Source organism: Qipengyuania aquimaris (assembly GCF_009827445.1).
In the GTDB taxonomy this organism is placed as follows: Bacteria; Pseudomonadota; Alphaproteobacteria; order Sphingomonadales; family Sphingomonadaceae; genus Qipengyuania; species Qipengyuania aquimaris.
Map to the genome: position 1 here is coordinate 549181 of NZ_WTYI01000001.1, position 21464 is coordinate 570644.

Consider the following 21464-nt stretch of genomic DNA (forward strand, 5'->3'; position numbering starts at 1 on the left):
CCGGAACTTGGAGCATTGCCTAAGGTCACGAATATTCCTTCGATGGCTGCCTTGAGAATGTAGGATGAAGGTGCGCTATTTGAAACCCGTCCTCCAAGTCACCGATTGTCGGGGATGGTCAGATCACCGTCACATTTCGGCATAGAGCCTCGCCAGATCGTCCCACAAGGCGGGGCTTGCAGCGCCGATCAGGCCCGTGCGGCCATGTTCATCGACCCGGTAGGCCGATCCGTCCGGGCGAGCGGCTTTTCCGCCCGCTTCTTCAAGCCAAAGAGTGCCCGCAGCATGGTCCCAAGCCAGCGTCCGCTCGAAAATTGACACATCGTTCTCGCCAAGGGCAAGGCGGGGGTATTGCTCGGCCGCGCAGTACGGGATGTCGACGAGTTCGTAGTTCGGCTCGATATGGCGCTTCGTCGCTTCGCGCTGCGCATCGTCCATGTAGACGAGCGATATTGCTGCAACTGGTGGTGTGCGGCCTGACGGGTTCGCCGTGACCTTTTCGTCATTCACGAAAGCGCCGTTCCCGCGGTGGGCGGCGCAAAAGCGACCGGTGAGGCAGTCGTAAATCCATCCGGATTGAGTGAAACCGCCGCTTGCCCGCGCGATAAGCATACCGAAAGGGGCATGACCGGCAGCGAAATTTCGCGTCCCGTCCACCGGATCGACGATCCAGCAATCGTCGCTCAGCCGGTCGAGCGCTGCAGGATCATCGTGCGCCGCCTCCTCTCCGACGAAGGCGAGGCCGGGTTCAATGGCGTAGAGGGCTTCGCGAAGCCGCTTTTCGGCATCACGGTCGGCTATGGTCACCGGATCATTGCCGCCCTTGTCCTCGACATCGCCGGAGGTCAGCTTGCGGAAGCGCGGCAGGATCGTCGCGTCGGTTACGCGCTCCATCAAGGACCTGATCTGGCGGTCGAGCGCCTTCAAGAGCGGTAATCCGCGTTGATCGAGATGTAGCCATGCGTCAGATCGCAGGTCCAGACGGTGGCCTTGCCATCACCCATGCCAAGATCGACATCCATCCGTACCTCTTCGCCCTCAAGGTGTTTAGCGACGGGCGCTTCGTCGTAGTCTGCGAGGGGTTGCCCTTCCCTGGCCGCCCACACACCGCCGAACCCGATCGACAGGCGATCCCTGTCGGCTGGCTCTCCGGCCTTGCCGACAGCCATCACGACCCGGCCCCAATTGGCATCTCCCCCTGCAATCGCAGTCTTCACCAAGGGCGAATTGGCGATGGATAGCGCCACCCGCCGGGCGCTTTCATCGTTCTTTGCGCCCGTAACGGCGATCTCGATGAACTTCTGTGCGCCTTCGCCGTCGCGCACGACCAGTTGGGCAAGCTCGCGACACACCTCCAGCAGGGCTGCGTAAAACGCATCCGCCCCGACATCGTCCCAGGAAGACAGTTCGCCATTGCCTGCCTTACCGGTTGCGAAGGCAAGGACGGTGTCGCTGGTGGAAGTGTCTCCATCGACCGTAATGCAGGAGAAGGTTTCCGCGTTGGCCTTCGACAGCAGCTCCTGGAGGAAGGCCGGCGCCACGGCTGCATCGGTGAAGATATAGCCAAGCATGGTGGCCATATCGGGGGCGATCATGCCGCTTCCCTTGATGATGCCGCACATCTCCACGCGCGTTTCGCCGAGCATGGCTGCTGCATGGGCACCCTTGGTGAAAGTGTCGGTCGTGCCGATCGCCTGCGCCGCCTCTTCCCACCCGCAGGTTGGGGCGTCGAGGACGGCAGCGATGCCTTCGCGCGCCTTGTCCTTGGGCAGGGGCACCCCGATGACGCCGGTGGAAGAGACGAGGACCTCGCTCGGCTTGCAGTCGAGCGCCTCGGCGACCTGCGCCATGATCTGTTCTACCGCCTCGCGTCCGCGGATGCCGGTAAAAGCGTTGGAATTGCCAGCATTCACCACCAGCGCACAGGCCTCGCCGAGCTTCACCTGCTCACGCCCCAGTTCGACTTCGCTCGACGCGCAGGCACTGCTGGTGAAAACGCCTGCCACGCTCGTGCCCTCGGCCAGCTTGGCAAAGGTGAGGTCGGCGCGGTCCCATTCCTTGTAGCGCGCGCGGGCCACGCGCAGCTCTACGCCCGCGATAGGCGGCATGTCGGGAAAGGGCCGGGCGAGCGGAGAGGGAGGCAAATCCATAACGTGTGGCTTATTCGCATGACCGGTTGCGTCAAGCCGTATCGCGCGATACCCCGTCCTATGTATTTGCTGCGGTAATTTCTTATCGATTTGCAGGTGCGGAAGGGGTCGCAATGTATAAATTCTTTACGCTTCTGGCTGTAACAGTATCCGCGCCGGTGGTGGCGCAAGAAAGCGAAACAGTTCAGCCGGTCCGGACACTGCCGATCGCGCCAGCGGAAAAGGCGCAGCCGACGGAAAATCCCGCCAACTGGGTGACGACTAACGATTATCCTAACTGGGCGGAACGCAGCGGATCGCAGGGCAGGGTCGTGACGGAACTGGTCATCGAAAAGTCCGGGCGGGTCAGTGCCTGCCGCATCACCGTCAGCAGCGATATTCCAGACCTCGACCGCATCGCTTGTGCGAAATTGATGGAGCGCGGCCGTTTCAAACCCGCGCGCGACGAGAAGGATATCCCGATCGCTTCGCGTTACGAACAAGCGGTCCGCTTCGTCCTGCCTGGTGCGAAGCGTTTGCCCAGGGAGCGTCGCTTCATCCTTGAATACGTCGTCGATCGCGACGGATCGGTGATCGAGTGCCGTGTAGAAGGCGTGCCCGAAGACGTGAAGAAAAATCCATGCGATGCTCCGCCTACTTTCGAGCCTCCACGCGCCGATGACGGGACGCCCGAACAGAGGCGTTATAGGCAATCACATATCGTAGAGCGGTTGCCGCTCAGCGACGACGACTGATGGCAGTTCAACTTGTATTCACCAAATACCGGCAAGCATCGAATTAGGGAAAACAGGGAGTCGGGGTGGACGCCATGCATATTACGCATTATCTAGGTCGGACGATGACCAGACGTCTTCTTGCCTTTCTCGCGCTCCTCACCGGCCTTGCGGCCATGGGTGCGCCCGTACAGGCGGCATTCGATGGCACGACGCGGATCGGTGTGGAACAGCGCGCCGACCAGGACGATGCGAAGGACGCACAGTCCCCCTGCTCGGAAAAGCAGCGCAAACAGAAATCCCGGACCGACAAACTTGCTCCGTGCAAGGAACAGCAGCCGGTCACGATCTATATTCCCACGGTGATGTTCGGCGCTGACCGCGCTTACGAATAACTCCTGACAATTAGATCCGGTTTCATGCCCGGCACCCAACGATGGTGCGCGGGCATTTTCTCTTAATTCGCCAGCAATTTAGCTCGCTCATTCGAGGCCTGCGCCCCACCATGTTCAAGATTCTCGCCAAATCCCTTTTCGGTTCTTCCAACGATCGCTACGTCAAGTCGATCGGTAAGATCGTCAATGAAATCAATGCTCTGGAGCCTCAGCTTCAAGAACTTTCTGATGACGAGTTGCGCGCCCAGACGGAGAAGTTCCGCGCTCAGCTGGAAGACGGCAAGACGCTGGACGATATCCTGCCCGAAGCCTTCGCAACCGTGCGCGAAGCGTCGGTTCGCGTCCTCGGCATGCGTCACTTCGATGTGCAGATGGTCGGCGGCATCGTGCTCCACCGCGGTGAAATCGCAGAGATGCGAACCGGTGAAGGCAAGACGCTGGTCGCGACGCTCGCGACCTATCTCAATGCGATCGAGGGCAAGGGCGTCCACGTCGTCACCGTGAACGATTACCTCGCCCGACGCGACGCGGAATGGATGGGCCGCTTGCACCAGTTCCTCGGCCTGACCATCGGCGTGATCGTGCCGAACCTCAACGAGATGGAACGCCGCGACGCCTATGGCGCGGACATCACCTACGGTACGAACAACGAATTCGGGTTCGATTACCTGCGCGACAATATGAAGCACGAGCGCGGCCAGATGGTGCAGCGCCCCTTCAATTTCGCCGTGATCGACGAGGTCGACTCCATCTTGATCGACGAAGCGCGTACGCCGCTGATCATTTCGGGTCCGACCGAGGACAAGTCCGATCTCTACGTTTCGATCGACGCGATCGTGAAGGATCTCGATCCCGAATGGTACGACGCGGACGAAAAGACGAAGAACATCACCTGGACCGAAGAAGGCACCGACGCGATCGAGGAGAAGCTCAAGGAAGCCGGCCTCCTCGAAACCGACAATCTCTATGACGTCGAGAACACGCAGGTCGTCCATCACCTCGACCAGGCGCTCAAAGCCAACATCATGTTCAAGAAGGACACGGATTACATCGTGAAGGACGAGAAGGTCGTCATCATCGATGAATTCACCGGACGCATGATGGACGGACGCCGCTGGTCGAACGGTCTTCACCAAGCGGTGGAAGCCAAGGAAGGCGTCAAGATCGAGCCGGAGAACCAAACGCTCGCCTCGATCACATTCCAGAACTATTTCCGCATGTATCCCAAGCTGTCGGGCATGACCGGTACGGCCGCCACCGAAGCGGCGGAATTCTGGGACATCTACAAGATGAACGTGGTCGAGATCCCGACCAATGTCCCCGTCCAGCGCATCGACGAGGACGACGAATTCTACAAGAACACGCTCGACAAGTTCGAAGCGATTGCAAAGGCGATCCGCGAGAAGAACGAGATCGGCCAGCCGGTCCTCGTCGGCACGGTCTCGATCGAGAAATCCGAGCTTCTCAGCCAGTTCCTCGAGAAGGAAGGCGTCGCCCACGAAGTTCTCAACGCCCGCCAGCATGAGCGCGAAGCGCATATCGTCGCGCAGGCCGGTCGTCCCGGTGCCGTGACCATCGCCACCAACATGGCCGGTCGCGGTACGGACATCCAGCTTGGCGGCAACGTCGAATTCCGCGTCGAGGAAGAACTCGCCGACATGCCCGAAGGCCCCGAGCGTGACGCTGCGATCGCCAAGATCAAGGAAGAAGTCGCCGCCGAACGCGAGAAGGTTCTCGCATCGGGTGGCCTGTTCGTCCTGGGTACCGAACGCCACGAAAGCCGCCGCATCGACAACCAGCTCCGCGGCCGTGCCGGGCGCCAGGGCGACCCTGGTCTCAGCCGTTTCTACCTGTGTCTGGAAGACGATCTCCTGCGCATCTTCGGGCCGGACACGCTGTTCGCCCGCATGATGAATTCGAACCTCGAAGACGGCGAGGCGATCGGTTCGAAATGGCTGTCGAAGGCCATCGAGACCGCGCAGAAGAAGGTCGAGGCGCGCAACTACGAAATCCGCAAGCAGGTCGTCCAGTACGACGACGTCATGAACGACCAGCGCAAGGTCATTTACGAACAGCGCGCCGAGATCATGGACAGCGAGGCGGTGGACGATGTCGTCGTCGATATGCGCCATGATGCGATCAACGCTATCGTCTCCGAAAACTGCCCGCCGGGTTCCTATCCGGAGCAGTGGAACGTCGAAGGGCTGAAGACGCGTCTCGACGAGGCGTTCGGCATGAGCTTTCCGCTCGAAGACTGGCTCGAAGAAGACCAGATCGAACCGGAAATCATCGAAGAGCGCATTCTTGCCGAAGCGGACGCTCGCATGGATGCCAAGATCGCCAATGCCGATCCGGGTCTGTGGCGCCGCATCGAGAAGAGCCTGCTGCTGCAGGAACTCGACCACCAGTGGAAGGAACACCTCTCCACTCTCGACGCCCTGCGCCAAGTCGTGTGGCTGCGTGCGCACGCCCAGAAGCAGCCGATCAACGAGTACAAGCAGGAAGCCTTCGCGCTATTCCAGCGCATGCTCGACAACCTGCGCGAAGACGTGACCGCCAAGCTGCTGCGTATCGAGCTTGCAGAGCCCGCTCCGCTGCCGGAAGTCGAACTGCCGGAATTGCCCGATTTCCTCACCGGCCATATCGATCCGCTCACCGGGGCCGACAACTCGGCCGATGGCGACGGTTCGGAGAGCCGCGCCGACCTCTTCGGCTCGCTTGCCGGAAGCCCGCGCGCAGCTGCCAGCCCGGGTGGTGCATCCTCCCACGAAAACCCGTTCGCGGACATGGAAATCAGCCGCAACGCGCCGTGCCCCTGCGGTTCGGGCAGCAAGTACAAGCACTGCCACGGCTCGGTCGGCGCGAAAGCCTGATTGCCCTGCAACCCCGTTGCTATGAGCGGCGGGGTTGGCGAAGCATTGGAACCAGCGGAGGCGCGTCCGGCGTCGGCCTGATCTCGCCAACGGGCTCGAACCCGCACGAGGCATAGAACCCGGTATTCGCCGGGTTCGAGTTCTCCAGATAGGCGGGCATCTCCGCCCGGTCGCACGCATCGAGCACGGGCTGGATCAGCTTCCGGCCAAGGCCGGTGCCCTGCTTTTCGGGCCTTACGCCGATGCTGAACAGGTAGGCATGGGGAAAGGTCGGGTGGCTCTTCTCCATCGCCTCTCCGGTCTTCACCGCGCGCGCAATGGCTGCCGGTCCGCTATAGACCAGCGTCGGCAGCGCGAAGAGGTAATAGTCCAGCCTGGTGAACAGCGTGTCCGTTCCGGGCAGTGCCCACATGCATGCGCCGTCAGCGCCTGCGCGGTAAACGAAGCCCCGGGGCACATAGATACGCTTCGCCTGATGGCGGAATAGGGCACGAATGGCCGGATAGCGGCCGAGCATCCAGAGATTGAAGGGATCGTTGCGGAACGCCTCGGCCGTGATGTCGCCAACGAGGCCGCCTTCTCCCGTTCTCGCGCGCACCAATCCGTCGCCCAATTCGATATCGTCCGCTGTCATGCAATCCCCTCCCGAATTCAGAGGCTAGATGCGAACCTGCACGCGGTCTAGGTGATTGCGATGCTGCCGCTCCTCATCGCGTTCTTTGTCACAGCCTTGCTCTACGCAAGCGTCGGTTTCGGCGGCGGGTCGACTTACAATGCGCTGCTGGCGCTGTCGGGCGTCGATTACCGCATCCTCCCGATGATCGCGCTGGCGTGCAACATCGTGGTGGTGGCCGGCAGCACCGTCCGTTTCGCAAGGGCGGGTGTGACGCCGTGGCGTCAGGCCGGGGTGCTCACCGCAATTGCTGCGCCTGCCGCATTGCTAGGAGGGCTGACCCCGATATCGGAGACAGCGTTCCTGACGCTGCTGGGTGCTGCATTGTTGCTGACTGCGGCGACGATGCTGGTCCCGGTGCGGGATACGGAAGGGCAGTCTCAGAACCGCGGGGCGTGGGCATGGCTGTTCGCTGCGCCGCTCGGGTATTTGGCCGGACTGGTGGGGATCGGCGGAGGCATCTTCCTCGCGCCGCTCCTGCACTTGGTGAAATGGAATTCGGCACGTGCCATCGCCGCGACTGCCAGCCTGTTCATCCTCGTGAACTCGCTCTTCGGGCTGGCGGGCCAGATCCTGAAGGGCGGGGAGGGCAGGTTCGTTGCCGCGCTTGATGTGGGCCTGCCGCTGCTCGTCGCCGTGGCGATCGGGGGGCAGATCGGCAGCCTACTGGCGCTCAAATACCTTCCCCAGCGCTGGATACGATGGGGCACGGCCGCGCTCACCGCGTGGGTGGGCGCGCGCTTACTTTTTGAATTGTAAGAGAAAAGTGGCTCCCCGAGTTGGATTCGAACCAACGACCAAGTGATTAACAGTCACCTACTCTACCGCTGAGCTATCGGGGAGCAGCCTGTACGGCAGGGGTGCGCCTATATGGGCGGGGATTTGCTTTGGCAAGCGGGCTTTTGCAAAAAATTGCGGGTGCCTTGCCCGGCGCCGCTTCTCAGACCTGGAATTGCTCCGCCACGATGCGTTCGTCGAGGGTGTGCCCGGGATCGAACAGCAGCGTCAGGGTCTTGTCGCGCGCGATCTCCAGCCGGACTTCGGCGACGTCGCGCAGCTCGCGCTGGTCGGCCACCGCAGCCACAGGGCGCTTCTCCGATTCAAGCACGCGGAAGGTGATGCAGCTGCGATCAGGCAGGATCGCGCCCTTCCAGCGGCGCGGGCGGAACGCGGAAATCGGGGTGAGGGCGAGCAACTGGGAATCGAGCGGCAGGATCGGCCCGTCGGCAGACAGGTTATAGGCGGTGGAGCCGGCGGGTGTCGACAGCAGCACGCCGTCGCACACCAGTTCCTTGATCCGGACCTTGTCGTCCACCAGCACTTCGATCTTCGCGGTCTGGCGGGTTTCACGCAGCAAGGACACTTCGTTGATGGCGCAGAACCGCTCTGTCCGCCCGTCCTGCGTTTCCGCCTCCATCGCCAGCGGGCTGATATTCAGCTCCTTGGCGCGCGCAAGGCGGCTCAGCAGCTTATCGGGCTGGCGGTTGCGGTTCATCAGGAAGCCGACGGTGCCCAGGTTCACGCCATAAGCGGGAATGATCCGCCCGGAATCGAGCATGGAATGCAGGCTCTGGAGCATGAAACCGTCGCCGCCAAGGACGACAACCGCATCCGCCTCTTCGATAGGAACCCAGTCGGCAAGCGGGCGATAGACTTCCGCCGCAGCTTCCTGCGCGCGGTCCGAATCCGATACCAAGAGTGCCAGTCGGTTATAGTCGGCCATTGCCTGTCCCGTTTTCGACCATCTTCGGACGGCCCTTGAAGCGAACCCCTATGGGCGAGCGTCCCATTTGGCAACAAATGCGGAAATTCTGGCAATATTTGCCGCGCGAGTGGATAAGCAGGTCCCATGGGTCGCGCAGATGAAACGATTATGGACGAAACGAAGGACATCCTGACGGGCCTTGCCGACCCGGCGCAACTGCGCCGGACGGTCGCGCGCTGGCAGTCGGAATGGCCGGAACCGGGCGGGACCTGCCCCATCCACGCGATGCTGATCACGATCGGCCGGATCGACACCGTGAACGTAGCGTTCGGCGAAAGCGCGGGCGACGTGGCCCTTGTCGAAGTCGCCCAGCGAATCCGCCATTTCGCTTCCGATGAACTGGAAAGCGGCGTCTGGCTCGCCGCGCGGCTTAACGGCGGCAATTTCATGCTGCTTGCGCGCGAAGAATGCAGCCGCGAACGCTGGCAATGGCTGGCGGAAGCTCTCTGTGATGCCATTGCCGGTCCCATCGCAAGTCCCGGCGGTGGCGCAAACTTGCGACTGTGGCCGCGCGCCGCCTTGATGCGGGCAAGCGAGCATGACGATGCAGACACGATGCTGGATCGCTTGTCCGAACTGGCTGAACGTAACCGCCAGTCGGCCGGATCGCGCATTGCCTGGTCGAGCGGGGTCGTGGCGCAGGGCAAGCGGTCGAGCCACGAGTTAGAGGCCGACTTGCTCGCCGCGATCGACCGTGATGAAATCGAAATCCTTTTCCAGCCGCAATTTTCCCTCGACGATGACAGCGTTATCGGGGCCGAGGCGTTGGCAAGATGGCATCACCCTGTAATCGGCAAAGTCGGGGCAGGCGCCCTGTTCCAGATCGCGGAACGGGCCGATCATACGGCCCAGCTTTCGCGGCACATCGCAGAGCGCGCGCTGCAGGGTGCGCGCAGTTGGCCGGAGGGCCTGCGCCTGTCGCTGAATATCACTCCTGCAGACTTGGCGGTCGAGAACTTCGCTCTCGACTTTGCGCGCTTGTCCGATTCTGTGGGCTTTCCGATGGAACGGGTGACCCTTGAGATCGTCGAACAGGTCTTGCTCGCGGACCTGGACCGGGTGAAGAGTGTGCTTGACCAGCTCAAGCTGCTCGATTGCCGGATTGCGCTCGACGATTTCGGCGCAGGTTTTTGCAACTTCCGCTACCTCAAGGTTCTGTCGCTCGATTGCATCAAGCTTGACCGGTCGATGGTGGATGGTGTGATCGAGGATGAGCGTGACCAGGCGGTTTTTCGTGCCATCATGGGCATGGCGAGCGCGCTGGACCTGAGTGTCATAGTCGAAGGCGTTGAAACCCAGGAGCAGCGGGATTTCTGCGCACGCGAAGGCTGCGAATACTATCAGGGTTTCCTGCGCGCAGAACCGATGACCGCCGCGGAATTCGACAATCTTGTGAGCAGCTAGGCCTTCTCGCGCTTGCGAGCTTTGCGCGCGATCCCGGACAACCCCTTCGTCAGCTGGAACAGGCCGTTCAGCCTGCTCTCCGGCGAATTCCACGCCCTGCTGATGACCAGCTTCATATCGGGGCGCAGCTTAGCGGTGCCTTGGAGCCGATCGACATAGGCGATGAGGCCCGGACCGTCGGGGAAATTGTCCTGGTGGAACGTCACCAAAGTGCCAGCCGCGCCGACGTCGATCTTTGCGATGTTCGCCTCTATCGCCTGCAGCTTGATCCTGATCAGCCTGACGAGGTTTTCCGTGGCCGAGGGCAGCGGGCCGAAACGGTCGATCATCTCTGCCGCCAGCGCTTCGATCTCGGCAGCATTTTCTGCATCATTCAGGCGGCGATACAGTGCCATGCGGACGGCCAGGTCCGGCACGTAGTCTTCCGGGATCATGATCGGGGCATCGACCGTGATCTGCGGGCTGACAGTCTCGGGCTTGGCTTCGAGGCCCATCTCGCCGGCCTTGGCCGCCAGGATCGCGTCTTCCAGCATCGACTGGTAGAGTTCGAAGCCGACTTCGCGGATGTGGCCGGACTGCTCGTCGCCCAGCAGGTTACCCGCGCCGCGTATGTCGAGGTCGTGGCTGGCGAGCTGGAAGCCCGCACCGAGGCTGTCGAGATCGCCGAGAACCTTGAGGCGCTTTTCCGCGACCTCGGAAAGCTGCGTGTCCTTTTCGTACGTCAGATATGCGTAGGCGCGAAGCTTTGCGCGACCCACACGGCCACGCAGCTGATATAGCTGGGCCAGGCCGAAGATATCGGCGCGGTGGATTATGATCGTGTTCGCACTCGGCAGGTCGAGACCGCTTTCAACGATCGTGGTCGCGAGCAGGACGTCGTACTTGCCTTCGTAAAACGCGCTCATGCGTTCTTCGATTTCGCCTGCGCTCATCTGGCCGTGTGCGGACACGAATTTCACTTCTGGCACGTTCTCGTGCAGCCAATCCGAAATGGCGTCCATGTCGGAGATCCGGGGCACGACGATGAAGCTCTGCCCGCCGCGATGGTGTTCGCGCAGTAGGGCTTCGCGCATCACCATGTCGTCCCATTCCATCACGTAAGTACGCACTGCCAGCCGGTCGACGGGCGGGGTCTGGATGGTCGAGAGTTCGCGCAGGCCCGTCATCGCCATCTGTAAGGTGCGTGGGATCGGCGTAGCGGTCAGGGTAAGCATATGCACGTCGGCGCGCAGCTGCTTGAGCTTTTCCTTGTGCGTCACGCCGAAACGTTGCTCCTCGTCAACGATGACGAGGCCGAGTTCCTTGAACTTGGTGTTCTTCGACAGGATTGCATGGGTGCCGACGACGATATCGATATCGCCTTTCTCCAACCCCTCGCGCGTATCCTTCATTTCCTTGGCGGAAACGAGGCGCGACAGGCGGCCGACCTTGAGCGGGAAGCCGTTAAAGCGCTGGCTGAAATTCTCGAAATGCTGGCGGGCGAGTAGGGTGGTCGGGGCGACCACGGCGACCTGCTGTCCGTTCATGGCCGCAACGAAGGCTGCACGCAGCGCGACCTCGGTCTTGCCGAAGCCGACATCGCCGCACACCAGCCGGTCCATCGGCCTGCCGCTTTCGAGGTCCGACAGCACATCGGCGATGGCGCGGTCCTGGTCGTCGGTTTCCTCGTACTGGAAGCGGTCGAGGAACTGGTTGTAGGGTCCTTCTTCAACCTCCAGCACCGGCGCTTTCTTGAGCGCGCGCTGGGCTGCAACCTGCATGAGTTCGCCTGCAATCTCGCGGATACGCTCCTTAAGGCGCGCACGGCGTTTCTGCCATGCCTCGCCGCCGAGCCGGTCGAGCTGAACCGCCTCTTCGGACGAGCCATAGCGGCTTAGCACGTCGATATTCTCGACCGGGATGAACAGCTTGTCGCCGCCGCGATATTCGAGCTGGACGCAGTCGTGCTTCGACTTGCCCACCGCGATCGGTTCGAGGCCGAGATACTTGCCGATGCCGTGTTCGGTATGAACGATCAGGTCGCCGACGGAGAGCGCCTGAAGTTCCGCCAGGAAGGCATCGGCATCCTTGCGCTTCTTCTTGCGGCGCACGAGGCGGTCGCCGAGGATGTCCTGCTCGGTAAGCAGTTCCATCTCGTCATTGGCGAAGCTGGCCTCCAAGGGGAGGACCATGGCGGCAGGCTTGCCCTTGGCCGACAGGCCAAGCGCTTCCTGCCAGCTTTCCGCCAGCGCGACCGGCTGGCCCGCTTCCTCCAGGATCGAGGCGATGCGCGAACGGCTGCCTGTCGAATAGGCCGCGAGGAGGGGGCGTTTGCCCGCCTTGCCTAACGCCTTCAGGTGATCGGCTAGGACCGGATAGACGTTGTCGCCGCGCGCACGCTCGGGTGCGAAATCGCGTCCCGAACGGAAGCCGAAGCTGACGACCGTATCGCTCTCCGGCTCGTCGAAGGGCGTCGCGCGGTGGGCGGGGGCCTCGGCGAGGGCGGATTTGAATTCGTCCTGCGTCAGATACAGCGCCTCGGGCTTCAGCGGCCGGTAATTGCCCTTTGCCTGACCTGTGGTCGCGGTGCGTTGTTCGTAATAATCGGACACGTCCCCGATGCGCTCTTCCGCAGCGGCGAGCGATGCCTGGTCGATCACGACGAGATCGTCTTCGCTTAGGTGATCGAACAGGGTCGTCAGGCGCTCTTCGAACAGCGGGAGCCAGTGCTCCATCCCCGCGAGCCGCCTACCGTCGCTCACCGCTTCATAAAGCGGGTCCTGCGTCGCATTGGCGCCGAACATTTCGCGATACCGGCTGCGGAAACGCTTGATACTGTCTTCGTCGAGCAGCGCCTCGCTGGCAGGCAGCAGCAAGTGATTGCCCAGCCGCCCGGTGCTCATCTGGGTGTTGGGATCGAAGCTGCGCAGCGATTCCAGCTCGTCGCCGAAAAAATCGAGGCGCAGCGCTTCGTCCATGCCGGATGGGAACACGTCCACGATCGAGCCACGGATCGCGTATTCGCCCTTGTCGATGACCGTGTCGGTGCGGCTGTAGCCCTGGCGTTGCAGGAGCGCGGCAAGGCTTTCGCGGCCGATCTCCGTGCCGGGTTTGAACTCGCGCACGCTCTCGCGAATGCGGAACGGCGTGAGGACGCGCTGTAGCACGGCATTGGCCGTGGTTACGACCAGCTGTGCCTTCGCCTTTCCCGTCTGCAGGCGGTGCAGCGCGGCGAGGCGCTTGGCGCTGACCGACAGGGCCGGGCTGGCCCGGTCATAGGGGAGCGAATCCCAAGCGGGAAATTCGATGACTTCCAACTCCGGCGCGAAGAAATGCGCCGCATCCGTCACGGCCCTCATCGCCGCATCGTCCGGCGCAATGAAAACCGCGCGTCCGGTGCTGGCACGGGCGAGGTCGGCCATCACCAGCGGCTGCGCACCGCGCGCGACCTGTGCCAGCGTCAGCGGCTGTTTTGCTTTGAGGATGCGGGAAAGGTCGGGCATTGAAGGGACAGCGCGATAACGCGCCGCGTGTTCCCGTCAACGCACTAATGCGCGCTCAGCGCGGAATATCGACGTAATCGAGCTCTTGCATCTTGGCCATCAGCGCGCCTTCGAAACGCGGCGGCGTGGGCTGGGTCTTGAGCGCCCAGGCCATCACGTCGACATCGTCTTCTTCCAGCAGGGCTTCGAACCAAGCCAGTTCTTCCGCGCCCCAATCCGCATGATAGCGGTCGAAGAAGCCGCCGATCATGTAGTCGGCTTCGCGGGTGCCACGGTGCCAGGCGCGAAACCGGGCGCGCTGTTTCCTGCCTTCGAAGGTGAGCAATTCTGCCATGGCTGCGCGGGTAGGGCACTCGCCAAATGCGCGCAAGCGGCTATAGCGCAAATCACTATGCGGCCCGACGTGCTCAATCCCCTGTTTGCCGAAACCGACACGCTGGAAGGCGTGGGGCCAAAGCTGAAGAAGCCGCTGGAGAAACTGGGCCTCACGCGGATCTGGGACGTCGCCTATCACCTGCCCGATCGCTTCGTCACGCGGCGCGCGGTCGAAACGCTGGACGAGGCGGGCGAGGGCGAGAATATCGTCATCCGCCTGACCGTGACCGAACATCGCGGCGGCAGGTCGCCGCGCGCGCCCTATCGTGTTCTGGCGCAGGACAGCATCGGAAATGTGCTGTCGATCACCTATTTCGGCCGCGCCTCCTATACGGCGAAAAAACAGCTGCCGGTGGGCGAGACCCGCTGGGTGGCGGGCAAGCTGGAACGGTACGGCGACATGCTCCAGATGGTCCATCCGGATCACGTGGTGGAAGAAGGCGGCGATACTCTCCAGCGCTTGTGCGAGCCGGTCTATCGCCTGTCGGAAGGCCTGACGCAGCCGAAAGTTGCAGGCCTGGTTGGCCAGGCGCTGGACCGTTGTCCCGCACTGCCCGAATGGATCGAGCCGACGCAGGTCGACAAGCACGACTGGCCCGCCTGGCAGGAGGCCATGCGCCTTGCGCACAAGGGCGAACACAAGGCTGCGCGCGACCGGCTGGCTTACGACGAACTGCTGGCCAACGCGCTGGCGCTGATGCTGGTCCGCGCGGATAACCGCAAGCGCAAGGGCCAGCCGCTCCAAGGCGATGGCAGCTATCGCGGGAAACTGGACCTGCCGTTCCCGCTGACGGGCGCGCAGAAGCGGTCCATTGCCGAAATCGAAGGCGATATGGCGCAGGAAGCGCCCATGCTGCGCCTGCTCCAGGGCGATGTCGGTGCGGGCAAGACCGTCGTCGCGCTGGAGGCGATGCTGATCGCGGTGGAGGCAGGGGCGCAGGCCGCCTTGCTGGCACCGACGGAAATCCTCGCCCGCCAGCATTACGAGAGCCTGCGCCGCATGGCCGAGCCGACCGGGGCAGAGGTCGCGCTGCTCACCGGGCGCGACAAGGGCAAGGCGCGCGAAGCGACGCTGATGGGCCTGCTCGACGGAAGCATCGACTTCGTCGTCGGCACCCATGCGATATTCCAGGACAAGGTGGCTTATCGCAATCTGGCCATGGTGGTGATCGACGAGCAGCACCGCTTCGGGGTCGGACAGCGTCTGATGCTGGCGAGCAAGGGCAAGCGCGCACCGCACGTGCTCGCCATGACGGCCACGCCGATCCCGCGCACGCTGACGCTCGCCCAGTATGGCGAGCTCGATGTGAGCAAGCTGGACGAGCTTCCGCCTGGCCGCCAGTCGATCGACACCGTGGTTATGGGGCAGGACAAGATCCCTGCACTGGCGGAGCGGCTGGCCGCGCAGTTCGAGCAGGGAAGGCAGGCCTTCTGGGTCTGCCCGATGGTGCGCGAAATGGACGGGCCGGAGGAAATTGCTGCGGCCGAGGCGCGCTACGCCTCGCTGAAGGAGCGGTTCGGCGACGACGTGGTGATGGTCCACGGCCAATTGGCACCGGAAATGAAGGACGCCTCCATGGAGCGCTTCGCCCGCGGCGATGCGCGCCTGCTTGTGGCGACTACGGTCATCGAGGTCGGTGTCGACGTTCCCAATGCTACGCTGATGGTGATCGAACAGGCAGAACGCTTCGGGCTTGCGCAATTGCACCAGCTGCGTGGCCGGGTTGGGCGCGGAAGCGAAAAGAGTTTCTGTGTGCTCCTCCATGGCGAAAACCTGTCCGAAACGGCGCAGAAAAGGCTGGCTTTGATGCGGGAAACACAGGACGGCTTCCTGCTCGCCGAAGAGGACCTGCGCCTTCGCGGTGGGGGCGAATTGCTCGGCACGCGGCAATCGGGCGACACGCCGTTCAGCATCGCGAGTTTCGAACAGATCACGGAGCTTTTGCCCAAGGCCCACGACGATGCGCGCCTGTTGATGGAACGTGACGGGGGGCTGGAAGGAAAGCGCGGGGAGGCGGCGCGGATCCTGCTCTATCTCTTCGAACGCGATTTCGGCGTGAAAACCCTGCGCGGGGGCTAGTAAACGGGCTCGCAAGCCCTAAAATGCCGCCGGGAGGAAGCATGTTCGGCCCCGATCCAATCGACCTTTACGATCCGACGCCCTACGGCCCTTTCGCCTATTATGGCCATTTGCTTCTTGGGACTGTGGCCCTGCTTGCCGCTTCGATCGCCTTCTTTGCACGCAAGGGGAGCAAGCGACATCGAGCCGCGGGCTTTGTTTTCGCGGCGGCCGTCGCGATCACCTGCCTGACATCGATAGCCATGCTGGCCAATGTTTTTATTCCTCCGCTCTTGATGGCCGTATTTACCGCTGCCTATGCGGTGGGTGGTGCATGTCTTGCCTTGCAAAAAGGCACCACGACCGTGCGGACAGCCGAAGTCGCGCTGACCGTTTTCGAGATTGCAGGCGTGATCCTCTTCCTTCGAATAGCTTTGGCTGCAGTGCAAGACGGGCTCATTCCCGCATTCGGCCCCGTTGTCATAATAACCATTCCGCTGATTTTGCTCGCCGGTGACCTAAACTGGTTTCTCAAAGCACAAGACCGCACAAGACTGAGGACAGCGCGCCATCTGAACAGAATGGTGTGGGGCTTCGTGGTAGTACTGCGCGCTCCGCTCGTGGAGTTGGCGGCAGGCGGGCTACCAGTTCCCCCGCAGGTGGTTATCGCGGGGCCCATCCTGCTAGGGTGTGGTATGCTGTGGTACTTCCAACGACGCTACGGCACCTTGAAAAAAGCCTGATCACGCGGTTTCCGCTAGTATGCGCTCGACCGTGCCGCGAACGTCGACGCGCGCACCCAGCCTTGCGCCGAGCAGGGCGGTGCCGCTGACCTTGCGCTGGACGAAGAGGGTTTCGGGCGGAGGGAGGTGCCAGCTCGCCTTGTCTTTCGCGATCGGCATGACTTCCTCGCGGATTTGCGGGACGAAAGCGCGGTCGCCGAAGTCGAGTTGCCCCTCGCGCGACATTTCCGTGACCACGATATCGATCGCGCGTTCGATGCGCTCGGGATGGCGTTCGATAGCTTGCGGGGCAATGAAACCGGCAGCCACCGCTTCGTCGCGCACGCGCGGGCGATCTTCGGCAAGGCCCGCTTCAAGCAAGCGCCGGTAATCCGCCGATATCGCGGGATCGACTTTCCTTGCCGCGCCGAAATCGAGCAGCACGATCTGCCCGGTGTCGGCACGATAGCGGTAGTTGGCAAAGTTGGGGTCGGTCTGCATGAATCCGAAATCGAACAATTCGCGCCCGACCAGTTCGATCAAATTGGCGAAGGCCACGTCGCGCACATCCTGCGGCTCGTCGGCCAGCGCCTCGATCGGGCGTCCTTCCTCGAAACTCATCGCCAGGATTTGCGAGCGTGTAAGTGCGGGATCGAGTGTGGGAAGGGCAAAGCGATCGTCGCCCTCAAGCAATTCGGCATAGCATTGCATCATGCGGCCTTCGCGCTCGTAATCCGCTTCCTCGCGCAGTTGGGCCTTCGCCGCAGCTAGCATCGGCGCAATGTCGAGTTCCTCAGGTAAAAGCCCCGTCATCCGCAACAGTCCGGCCACGTTGTCTACGTCGGATTCAATGCTCTGCGCGACGCCGGGATACTGGACCTTGATGGCCAATGTCCGGCTGTCGCGAGTAAGGGCGCGGTGCACCTGCCCGATCGATGCTGCGGCAATCGGTCTCGGCTCGAACCGCCGGAACTGCTTGCGCCAGTCCTTGCCCCATTGCTCCGCAAGGACCTTGTCGAGCTGGCGCGGCGGCATGAAATCGGCCTGTTCGCGCAAACGGGCGAGGATGGCGGCAAGCTCGGGCGGCAGGACATCGCCTGCGTCCATGGAGATCATCTGGCCCAGCTTCATCGCCGCACCGCGCATATGGGCGAGCCGGTCTGCAAGGCGTCTGGCGTTGCCCGGCGTCAGCAGCATCTGGTCCATGCTGGGCCGCTCGCCCGCAGCAAGACGCCGCGCCCCTTCGCCCAGCGCGCCTGCAACCATGCCTCCGGCAAGGCCGCCGAAGCCTGCCAGCCTCCCTAGGCGGGACGAGGGAACCGAGCGCGCGCGGCGCTTGTCTTCATCAGCCATTTTCGGACAACATCACGGCCACCAGCGCCTGGGCCCCGGCATCGACCTCGCTCCAGGTAATGGCAAATCCGTCGGCCCCGCCGTAGTAGGGATCGCCGACCTCGCGTCCTTCCTGCCCGGGCAGGATATCGAGCAGCATGGCGGTTTTCGCCTTGCCATTGCCCGGATCGCGCCGTGCGATGTCCTGCATGTTCGAGCGGTCCATGCCGATGATGAAGTCGAACTCGTGAAAATCTTCCTTCGACAACTGCCTGCCGCGATAGCCGGTGATGTCGATCCCTTCGCTGCGGGCCTGGTCGATGCTGCGCGGATCGGGTGGTTCGCCCACGTGGTAGCCGGCAGTCCCCGCGCTTTCGACCTCGACTTCGAGGCCCGCATTCTCGGCCGCGCGCCTGAAAGCAGCTTCGGCGAGGGGGGAGCGGCAGATATTGCCGAGACAAACGAACAGAACGGATTGGGATGCCATGACGCTTGAACGTGGCAGGCAAGCAGGGGTTTCCAACCATCGGCGATTATGTGGGATGCGTAGGAGAAAGGTCGCAATGCGGATTTTCGCACGATCTGCTATGAGTACGCGATGGCGAGCGAATTGAGCGAGATCGAGAGCTTCCTTAGAGCAACCGCTCCCTTCGACCGGCTTGACGAAGAGCAGGTCCGCTCAATCGTCCGCAAGATCACCGTTCGCTATTTCCGCACCGGCGATGAAATCCTGCGCAGCGGAGAGCACAACGACTTCCTGTTCGTCGTGCGATCGGGTGCGGTCGAACTGCGACTGGCCGGGGACGAGTTGACCGCGCGGCTGGAGCGAGGCGGGTGCTTCGCTTTCCCCTCTCTGCTACGCGGCGGCGAGGTGCGCAATACGACGACCGCACTGGAAGACACGCTCTGTTATTTGCTTCCGGCGGACGACTTCCATGGCTTGCGGAAAAACTCGCAAGGCTTTCGCGACTATTTCGCCGATAGCGAGCAGGAACGCATTCGCAGCGCGGTCCGCGACCTCAAACGCAATCGTTCCCAATCGCTCGAACAGATAACAATCGGCTCACTGGTCCCGCACCGCGAGCCGGTGTCGTGCAGTCCCAATCTTTCGGTAGCCGATGCCGCCTCGCTCATGAGCGACCGGGACGTCAGTACATTGGCCGTGTGTAGCGACGGGCGGCTGAAGGGCATTTTCACGGACAAGGACTTGCGCAACCGCGTGGTCGCCATGCGCAGGTCGCTCGATGCGCCGATTTCCGACGTCATGACGCCGTCCCCGCTAACGCTTCCGGAAGGGGCGAGCCTGTCCGAAGCCATGGCAATGATGGCAGCCGGGGGCTTCCGGCACATTCCCGCCCTCGGCCCCGCAGGAGAGCTGCGCGCAATCCTGAGCGCGACCGACATCCTCGCGCATCTTGGCGACAGTGCGATCGACACGGGAATGCTGGTGTCGAATGCCGCGACGCCCGACGCCCTGATAGCGGCCTCGAGGCAGATTCCCGATGGCTTTGCGCGCATGGAGGCCGGCGGTTTCCATGCCGAGCACACCATGCGTTTCACCTCGGCCCTCGGTGAGGCGGTGCACCGCCGTGCGGCCCAGCTGGCAGAAGCGGAACTGGGGCCGCCTCCGGTCCCCTATGCCTTGCTGGTATTCGGCTCGCTTGCCCGCGGCGAACAATTGGTTGGATCGGACCAGGACAACGGCATTGTGATCGATGATGCAGTGGACGGGGCAGGGCGTGACTACTTCGCCGATCTGGGAGGCCGCATTTCGGATATCCTGAACGAGGCGGGCTATGTCTATTGCAACGGCGGGATCATGGCGAAGAACGCCGATCAGCGGCTTACCGTCGGCGAATGGCGGGACCGCTATTCGCGCTGGATATCCGATCCCGACGAAGACAGCATCCTGCGCGCGACGATCTTCTTCGATATGCGCGCTGTGCACGGTTCTGCCGAGCTTGCGGCGAAAGTGCGCGGTCCTGTGCTGGAACAGGCGGAGGCTAGTCCGCTGTTCGTCAGTTATCTGGCGCGCGATGCCCAGCGCAGCCGCGTGCCGCTGGGCATCTTCCGCAACCTGGTGCTGGAAAAATCGTCGGACGGGGAGAAGGTGTTCGACGCCAAGGCGCAGGCCATCCTCCCGGTCATCGACATCGCTCGCAGCCTTGCCTTGTCCGAGGGCATTGCCGCCGTCGGCACGCTCGAACGGCTGGATGCGCTGGCCGAGGCAGGCAAGATGGCGCGGGGCGATGCGGAGAGCCTGAAGGACGCATTCCTGCTCGTGAACGAGTTGCGCATCGCACATCAGGCGGCACAGGTGCGCGCCGGTATCGCGCCCGACAACCGCATCGCTCCGGCGACTCTTTCGCCCTTGGAGCGCGATTACCTGAAGGATGCATTCTCCGTCGTCAGGGCTGGGCTGGAATCGCTCAAACGCAATCTGGCGGGCGGCATTGCGTGAACGGGTGGGCCGCTGGCGTTTCGCGCGCGGCTTGAAGGCCTGCGCTGCGGCCGACGACGAGGTCCTGACCCGCTACGCCGGTGCTACATGGCCTTCGCCGGACCTTCCCGCACGCGAGGCGCCGCTGCTGGCGCTCGATTTCGAGCTCGATGGCCTGGCGCGGAATGCCCATGTCCTGCAAGCGGGATGGATCGGTTTCGATAGTGGCGGGATAGCTCTTGCGGGAGCACGATCGATCGATGTGCGCAGTCTCAGGCAGTTGGACGATAGCGCTGTCGCAGTTCACGGCATCGGAGAAGAGCGAGCGCGGCAGGGCGTGGCATTGCAGGAGGCAGCGCGCAGCTTCCTGGGCGACCTTACGGGCAGGATACTGGTCGCCCACGGCGCATCGATCGAGCGAGACGTCATCCGGCGGATATCCAGGGCGATGTTCGGTATCGAAGCGCCGGTGCGCTCGATCTGCACGCTGCAACTGGAACGGAGGATCAGTCCCAACCTGGTGGTTAGCGATGCCTATCGCCTGTCAGCCGCGCGCAAGCGGCACAATTTACCCGCCTATGCCCAGCACGATGCCCTGTCCGATGCCTTGGCGGCTGCCGAACTGTTCCTGGCCCAGCTTTCGAAGCTGCCGCCGGACGTCAGGTTGGGATCGCTCGAAAGCTGGTAGCGGGCCCTATTAGACTTATGTCGCTCTCGCCCTTGTGACGTCTCTTCCATAGCCTCGTGCAGAAGCTCCCGAATCTGCGGGTGCTCGACACATAGGAAGAAGGGGGAGGCCATGGCCGAAACAAACGAAACCCATGAAACCAGCGAAGCGGAGGGCGCCTACTGGCGCGACAACATCCGCCTGCTGGTCAGCTTGATGGCAATCTGGTTCGCCTGCTCCTTCGGGGCGGGCATCCTGTTCCGTGAATGGCTCGACCAGTTCATGCTCGGTGGATACCCTCTCGGCTTCTGGTTCGCCCAGCAGGGTTCGATCTACATCTTCATCGCGCTCATCGTCTTCTACGTCGTCAGGATGAAGAAGCTCGAGCGCAAGTACGATCTCGACGACTAGAGG

The 21464-nt window shown here is 62.6% G+C and carries 18 protein-coding genes and 1 tRNA gene; 10 read left to right on the forward strand and 9 right to left on the reverse strand.

Annotation, left to right across the window (positions count from 1 at the left end):
• Positions 1 to 129: 129 nt before the first annotated feature.
• Both GRI34_RS02720 and argJ read right to left on the reverse strand, forming a co-directional pair.
• Positions 130 to 927: an inositol monophosphatase family protein gene (locus GRI34_RS02720; RefSeq protein ID WP_234028133.1), complete on the reverse strand. Its 798-nt coding sequence runs from the start codon at positions 925 to 927 to the stop codon at positions 130 to 132.
• On the reverse strand, positions 924 to 2150 hold the full coding sequence (argJ, locus tag GRI34_RS02725) for a bifunctional glutamate N-acetyltransferase/amino-acid acetyltransferase ArgJ (protein WP_160594631.1): 1227 nt from the start codon (positions 2148 to 2150) through the stop codon (positions 924 to 926). Before argJ ends, GRI34_RS02720 begins: the two co-directional genes overlap by 4 nt.
• A gap of 113 nt (positions 2151 to 2263) precedes the next feature.
• Between argJ and GRI34_RS02730 the strand changes: the two genes are divergently transcribed.
• From GRI34_RS02730 to secA, 3 genes are all read left to right on the forward strand, one after another.
• Positions 2264 to 2884, forward strand: coding sequence for a TonB family protein (locus GRI34_RS02730; RefSeq protein WP_160594632.1), 621 nt, complete (start codon positions 2264 to 2266; stop codon positions 2882 to 2884).
• 104 nt (positions 2885 to 2988) lie between these two features.
• Complete coding sequence (locus GRI34_RS02735) at positions 2989 to 3258, forward strand: hypothetical protein (RefSeq protein ID WP_100260971.1); 270 nt, start codon at positions 2989 to 2991, stop codon at positions 3256 to 3258.
• A gap of 110 nt (positions 3259 to 3368) precedes the next feature.
• A complete protein-coding gene (gene secA / locus GRI34_RS02740; RefSeq protein WP_160594633.1) occupies positions 3369 to 6131 on the forward strand; it encodes a preprotein translocase subunit SecA in 2763 nt (920 codons plus the stop codon).
• Positions 6132 to 6150: 19 nt separating this feature from the next.
• Here the strand turns inward: secA and GRI34_RS02745 are convergent, their stop codons facing one another.
• Positions 6151 to 6765 carry a GNAT family N-acetyltransferase gene (locus GRI34_RS02745; protein WP_160594634.1) on the reverse strand — a complete coding sequence of 205 codons (615 nt, stop codon included), beginning with the start codon at positions 6763 to 6765 and terminating at the stop codon, positions 6151 to 6153.
• A 60-nt stretch (positions 6766 to 6825) separates the two neighbouring features.
• Between GRI34_RS02745 and GRI34_RS02750 the strand changes: the two genes are divergently transcribed.
• Entirely contained in the window at positions 6826 to 7563 is a 738-nt protein-coding gene (locus GRI34_RS02750) for a sulfite exporter TauE/SafE family protein (protein WP_160594635.1), read from the forward strand.
• 8 nt (positions 7564 to 7571) lie between these two features.
• Here the strand turns inward: GRI34_RS02750 and GRI34_RS02755 are convergent.
• Positions 7572 to 7646: transfer RNA gene (locus tag GRI34_RS02755), tRNA-Asn, on the reverse strand.
• A gap of 98 nt (positions 7647 to 7744) precedes the next feature.
• Positions 7745 to 8527, reverse strand: a complete 783-nt coding sequence (locus GRI34_RS02760; protein ID WP_090480121.1) for an NAD kinase — start codon at positions 8525 to 8527, stop codon at positions 7745 to 7747.
• Between the two features lie 126 nt (positions 8528 to 8653).
• Here GRI34_RS02760 and GRI34_RS02765 point away from each other — a divergent pair, with 126 nt between their 5' ends.
• A complete protein-coding gene (locus GRI34_RS02765; protein WP_160594636.1) occupies positions 8654 to 9973 on the forward strand; it encodes a bifunctional diguanylate cyclase/phosphodiesterase in 1320 nt (439 codons plus the stop codon).
• Here GRI34_RS02765 and mfd read toward each other — a convergent pair.
• On the reverse strand, positions 9970 to 13455 hold the full coding sequence (gene mfd, locus GRI34_RS02770) for a transcription-repair coupling factor (RefSeq protein ID WP_160594637.1): 3486 nt from the start codon (positions 13453 to 13455) through the stop codon (positions 9970 to 9972). The genes GRI34_RS02765 and mfd overlap by 4 nt on opposite strands.
• A 55-nt stretch (positions 13456 to 13510) precedes the next feature.
• A complete protein-coding gene (locus GRI34_RS02775; RefSeq protein ID WP_090480114.1) occupies positions 13511 to 13789 on the reverse strand; it encodes an FAD assembly factor SdhE in 279 nt (92 codons plus the stop codon).
• A gap of 57 nt (positions 13790 to 13846) precedes the next feature.
• Between GRI34_RS02775 and recG the strand changes: the two genes are divergently transcribed.
• Together recG and GRI34_RS02785 are read left to right on the forward strand one after the other, a co-directional pair.
• The gene (gene recG / locus GRI34_RS02780; RefSeq protein ID WP_160594638.1) at positions 13847 to 15910 is read left to right on the forward strand and encodes an ATP-dependent DNA helicase RecG; all 2064 of its coding nucleotides are present in this window, start codon (positions 13847 to 13849) and stop codon (positions 15908 to 15910) included.
• A 41-nt stretch (positions 15911 to 15951) separates the two neighbouring features.
• The gene (locus tag GRI34_RS02785; protein WP_160594639.1) at positions 15952 to 16632 is read left to right on the forward strand and encodes a hypothetical protein; all 681 of its coding nucleotides are present in this window, start codon (positions 15952 to 15954) and stop codon (positions 16630 to 16632) included.
• On the opposite strand, the gene GRI34_RS02790 is transcribed toward GRI34_RS02785, so the two are convergent.
• Together GRI34_RS02790 and GRI34_RS02795 are read right to left on the reverse strand one after the other, a co-directional pair.
• Positions 16633 to 17964 carry an ABC1 kinase family protein gene (locus tag GRI34_RS02790; protein ID WP_160594640.1) on the reverse strand — a complete coding sequence of 444 codons (1332 nt, stop codon included), beginning with the start codon at positions 17962 to 17964 and terminating at the stop codon, positions 16633 to 16635. It abuts the gene before it with no gap.
• Positions 17957 to 18430 carry a low molecular weight protein-tyrosine-phosphatase gene (locus tag GRI34_RS02795; RefSeq protein WP_160594641.1) on the reverse strand — a complete coding sequence of 158 codons (474 nt, stop codon included), beginning with the start codon at positions 18428 to 18430 and terminating at the stop codon, positions 17957 to 17959. The genes GRI34_RS02790 and GRI34_RS02795 overlap by 8 nt, the downstream gene beginning before the upstream one ends.
• A 111-nt stretch (positions 18431 to 18541) precedes the next feature.
• Between GRI34_RS02795 and GRI34_RS02800 the strand changes: the two genes are divergently transcribed.
• The 3 genes from GRI34_RS02800 to GRI34_RS02810 all read left to right on the forward strand — a co-directional run bounded on the left by GRI34_RS02800 (position 18542) and on the right by GRI34_RS02810 (position 21461).
• Positions 18542 to 20404 (forward strand): putative nucleotidyltransferase substrate binding domain-containing protein, encoded by a 1863-nt coding sequence (locus tag GRI34_RS02800; protein WP_160594642.1) that lies wholly within the window; start codon positions 18542 to 18544, stop codon positions 20402 to 20404.
• Positions 20397 to 21071, forward strand: a complete 675-nt coding sequence (locus tag GRI34_RS02805) for an exonuclease domain-containing protein (RefSeq protein WP_160594643.1) — start codon at positions 20397 to 20399, stop codon at positions 21069 to 21071. Before GRI34_RS02800 ends, GRI34_RS02805 begins: the two co-directional genes overlap by 8 nt.
• Before the next feature lie 111 nt (positions 21072 to 21182).
• Positions 21183 to 21461, forward strand: a complete 279-nt coding sequence (locus GRI34_RS02810) for a DUF4212 domain-containing protein (RefSeq protein WP_090480089.1) — start codon at positions 21183 to 21185, stop codon at positions 21459 to 21461.
• Positions 21462 to 21464: the final 3 nt, after the last annotated feature.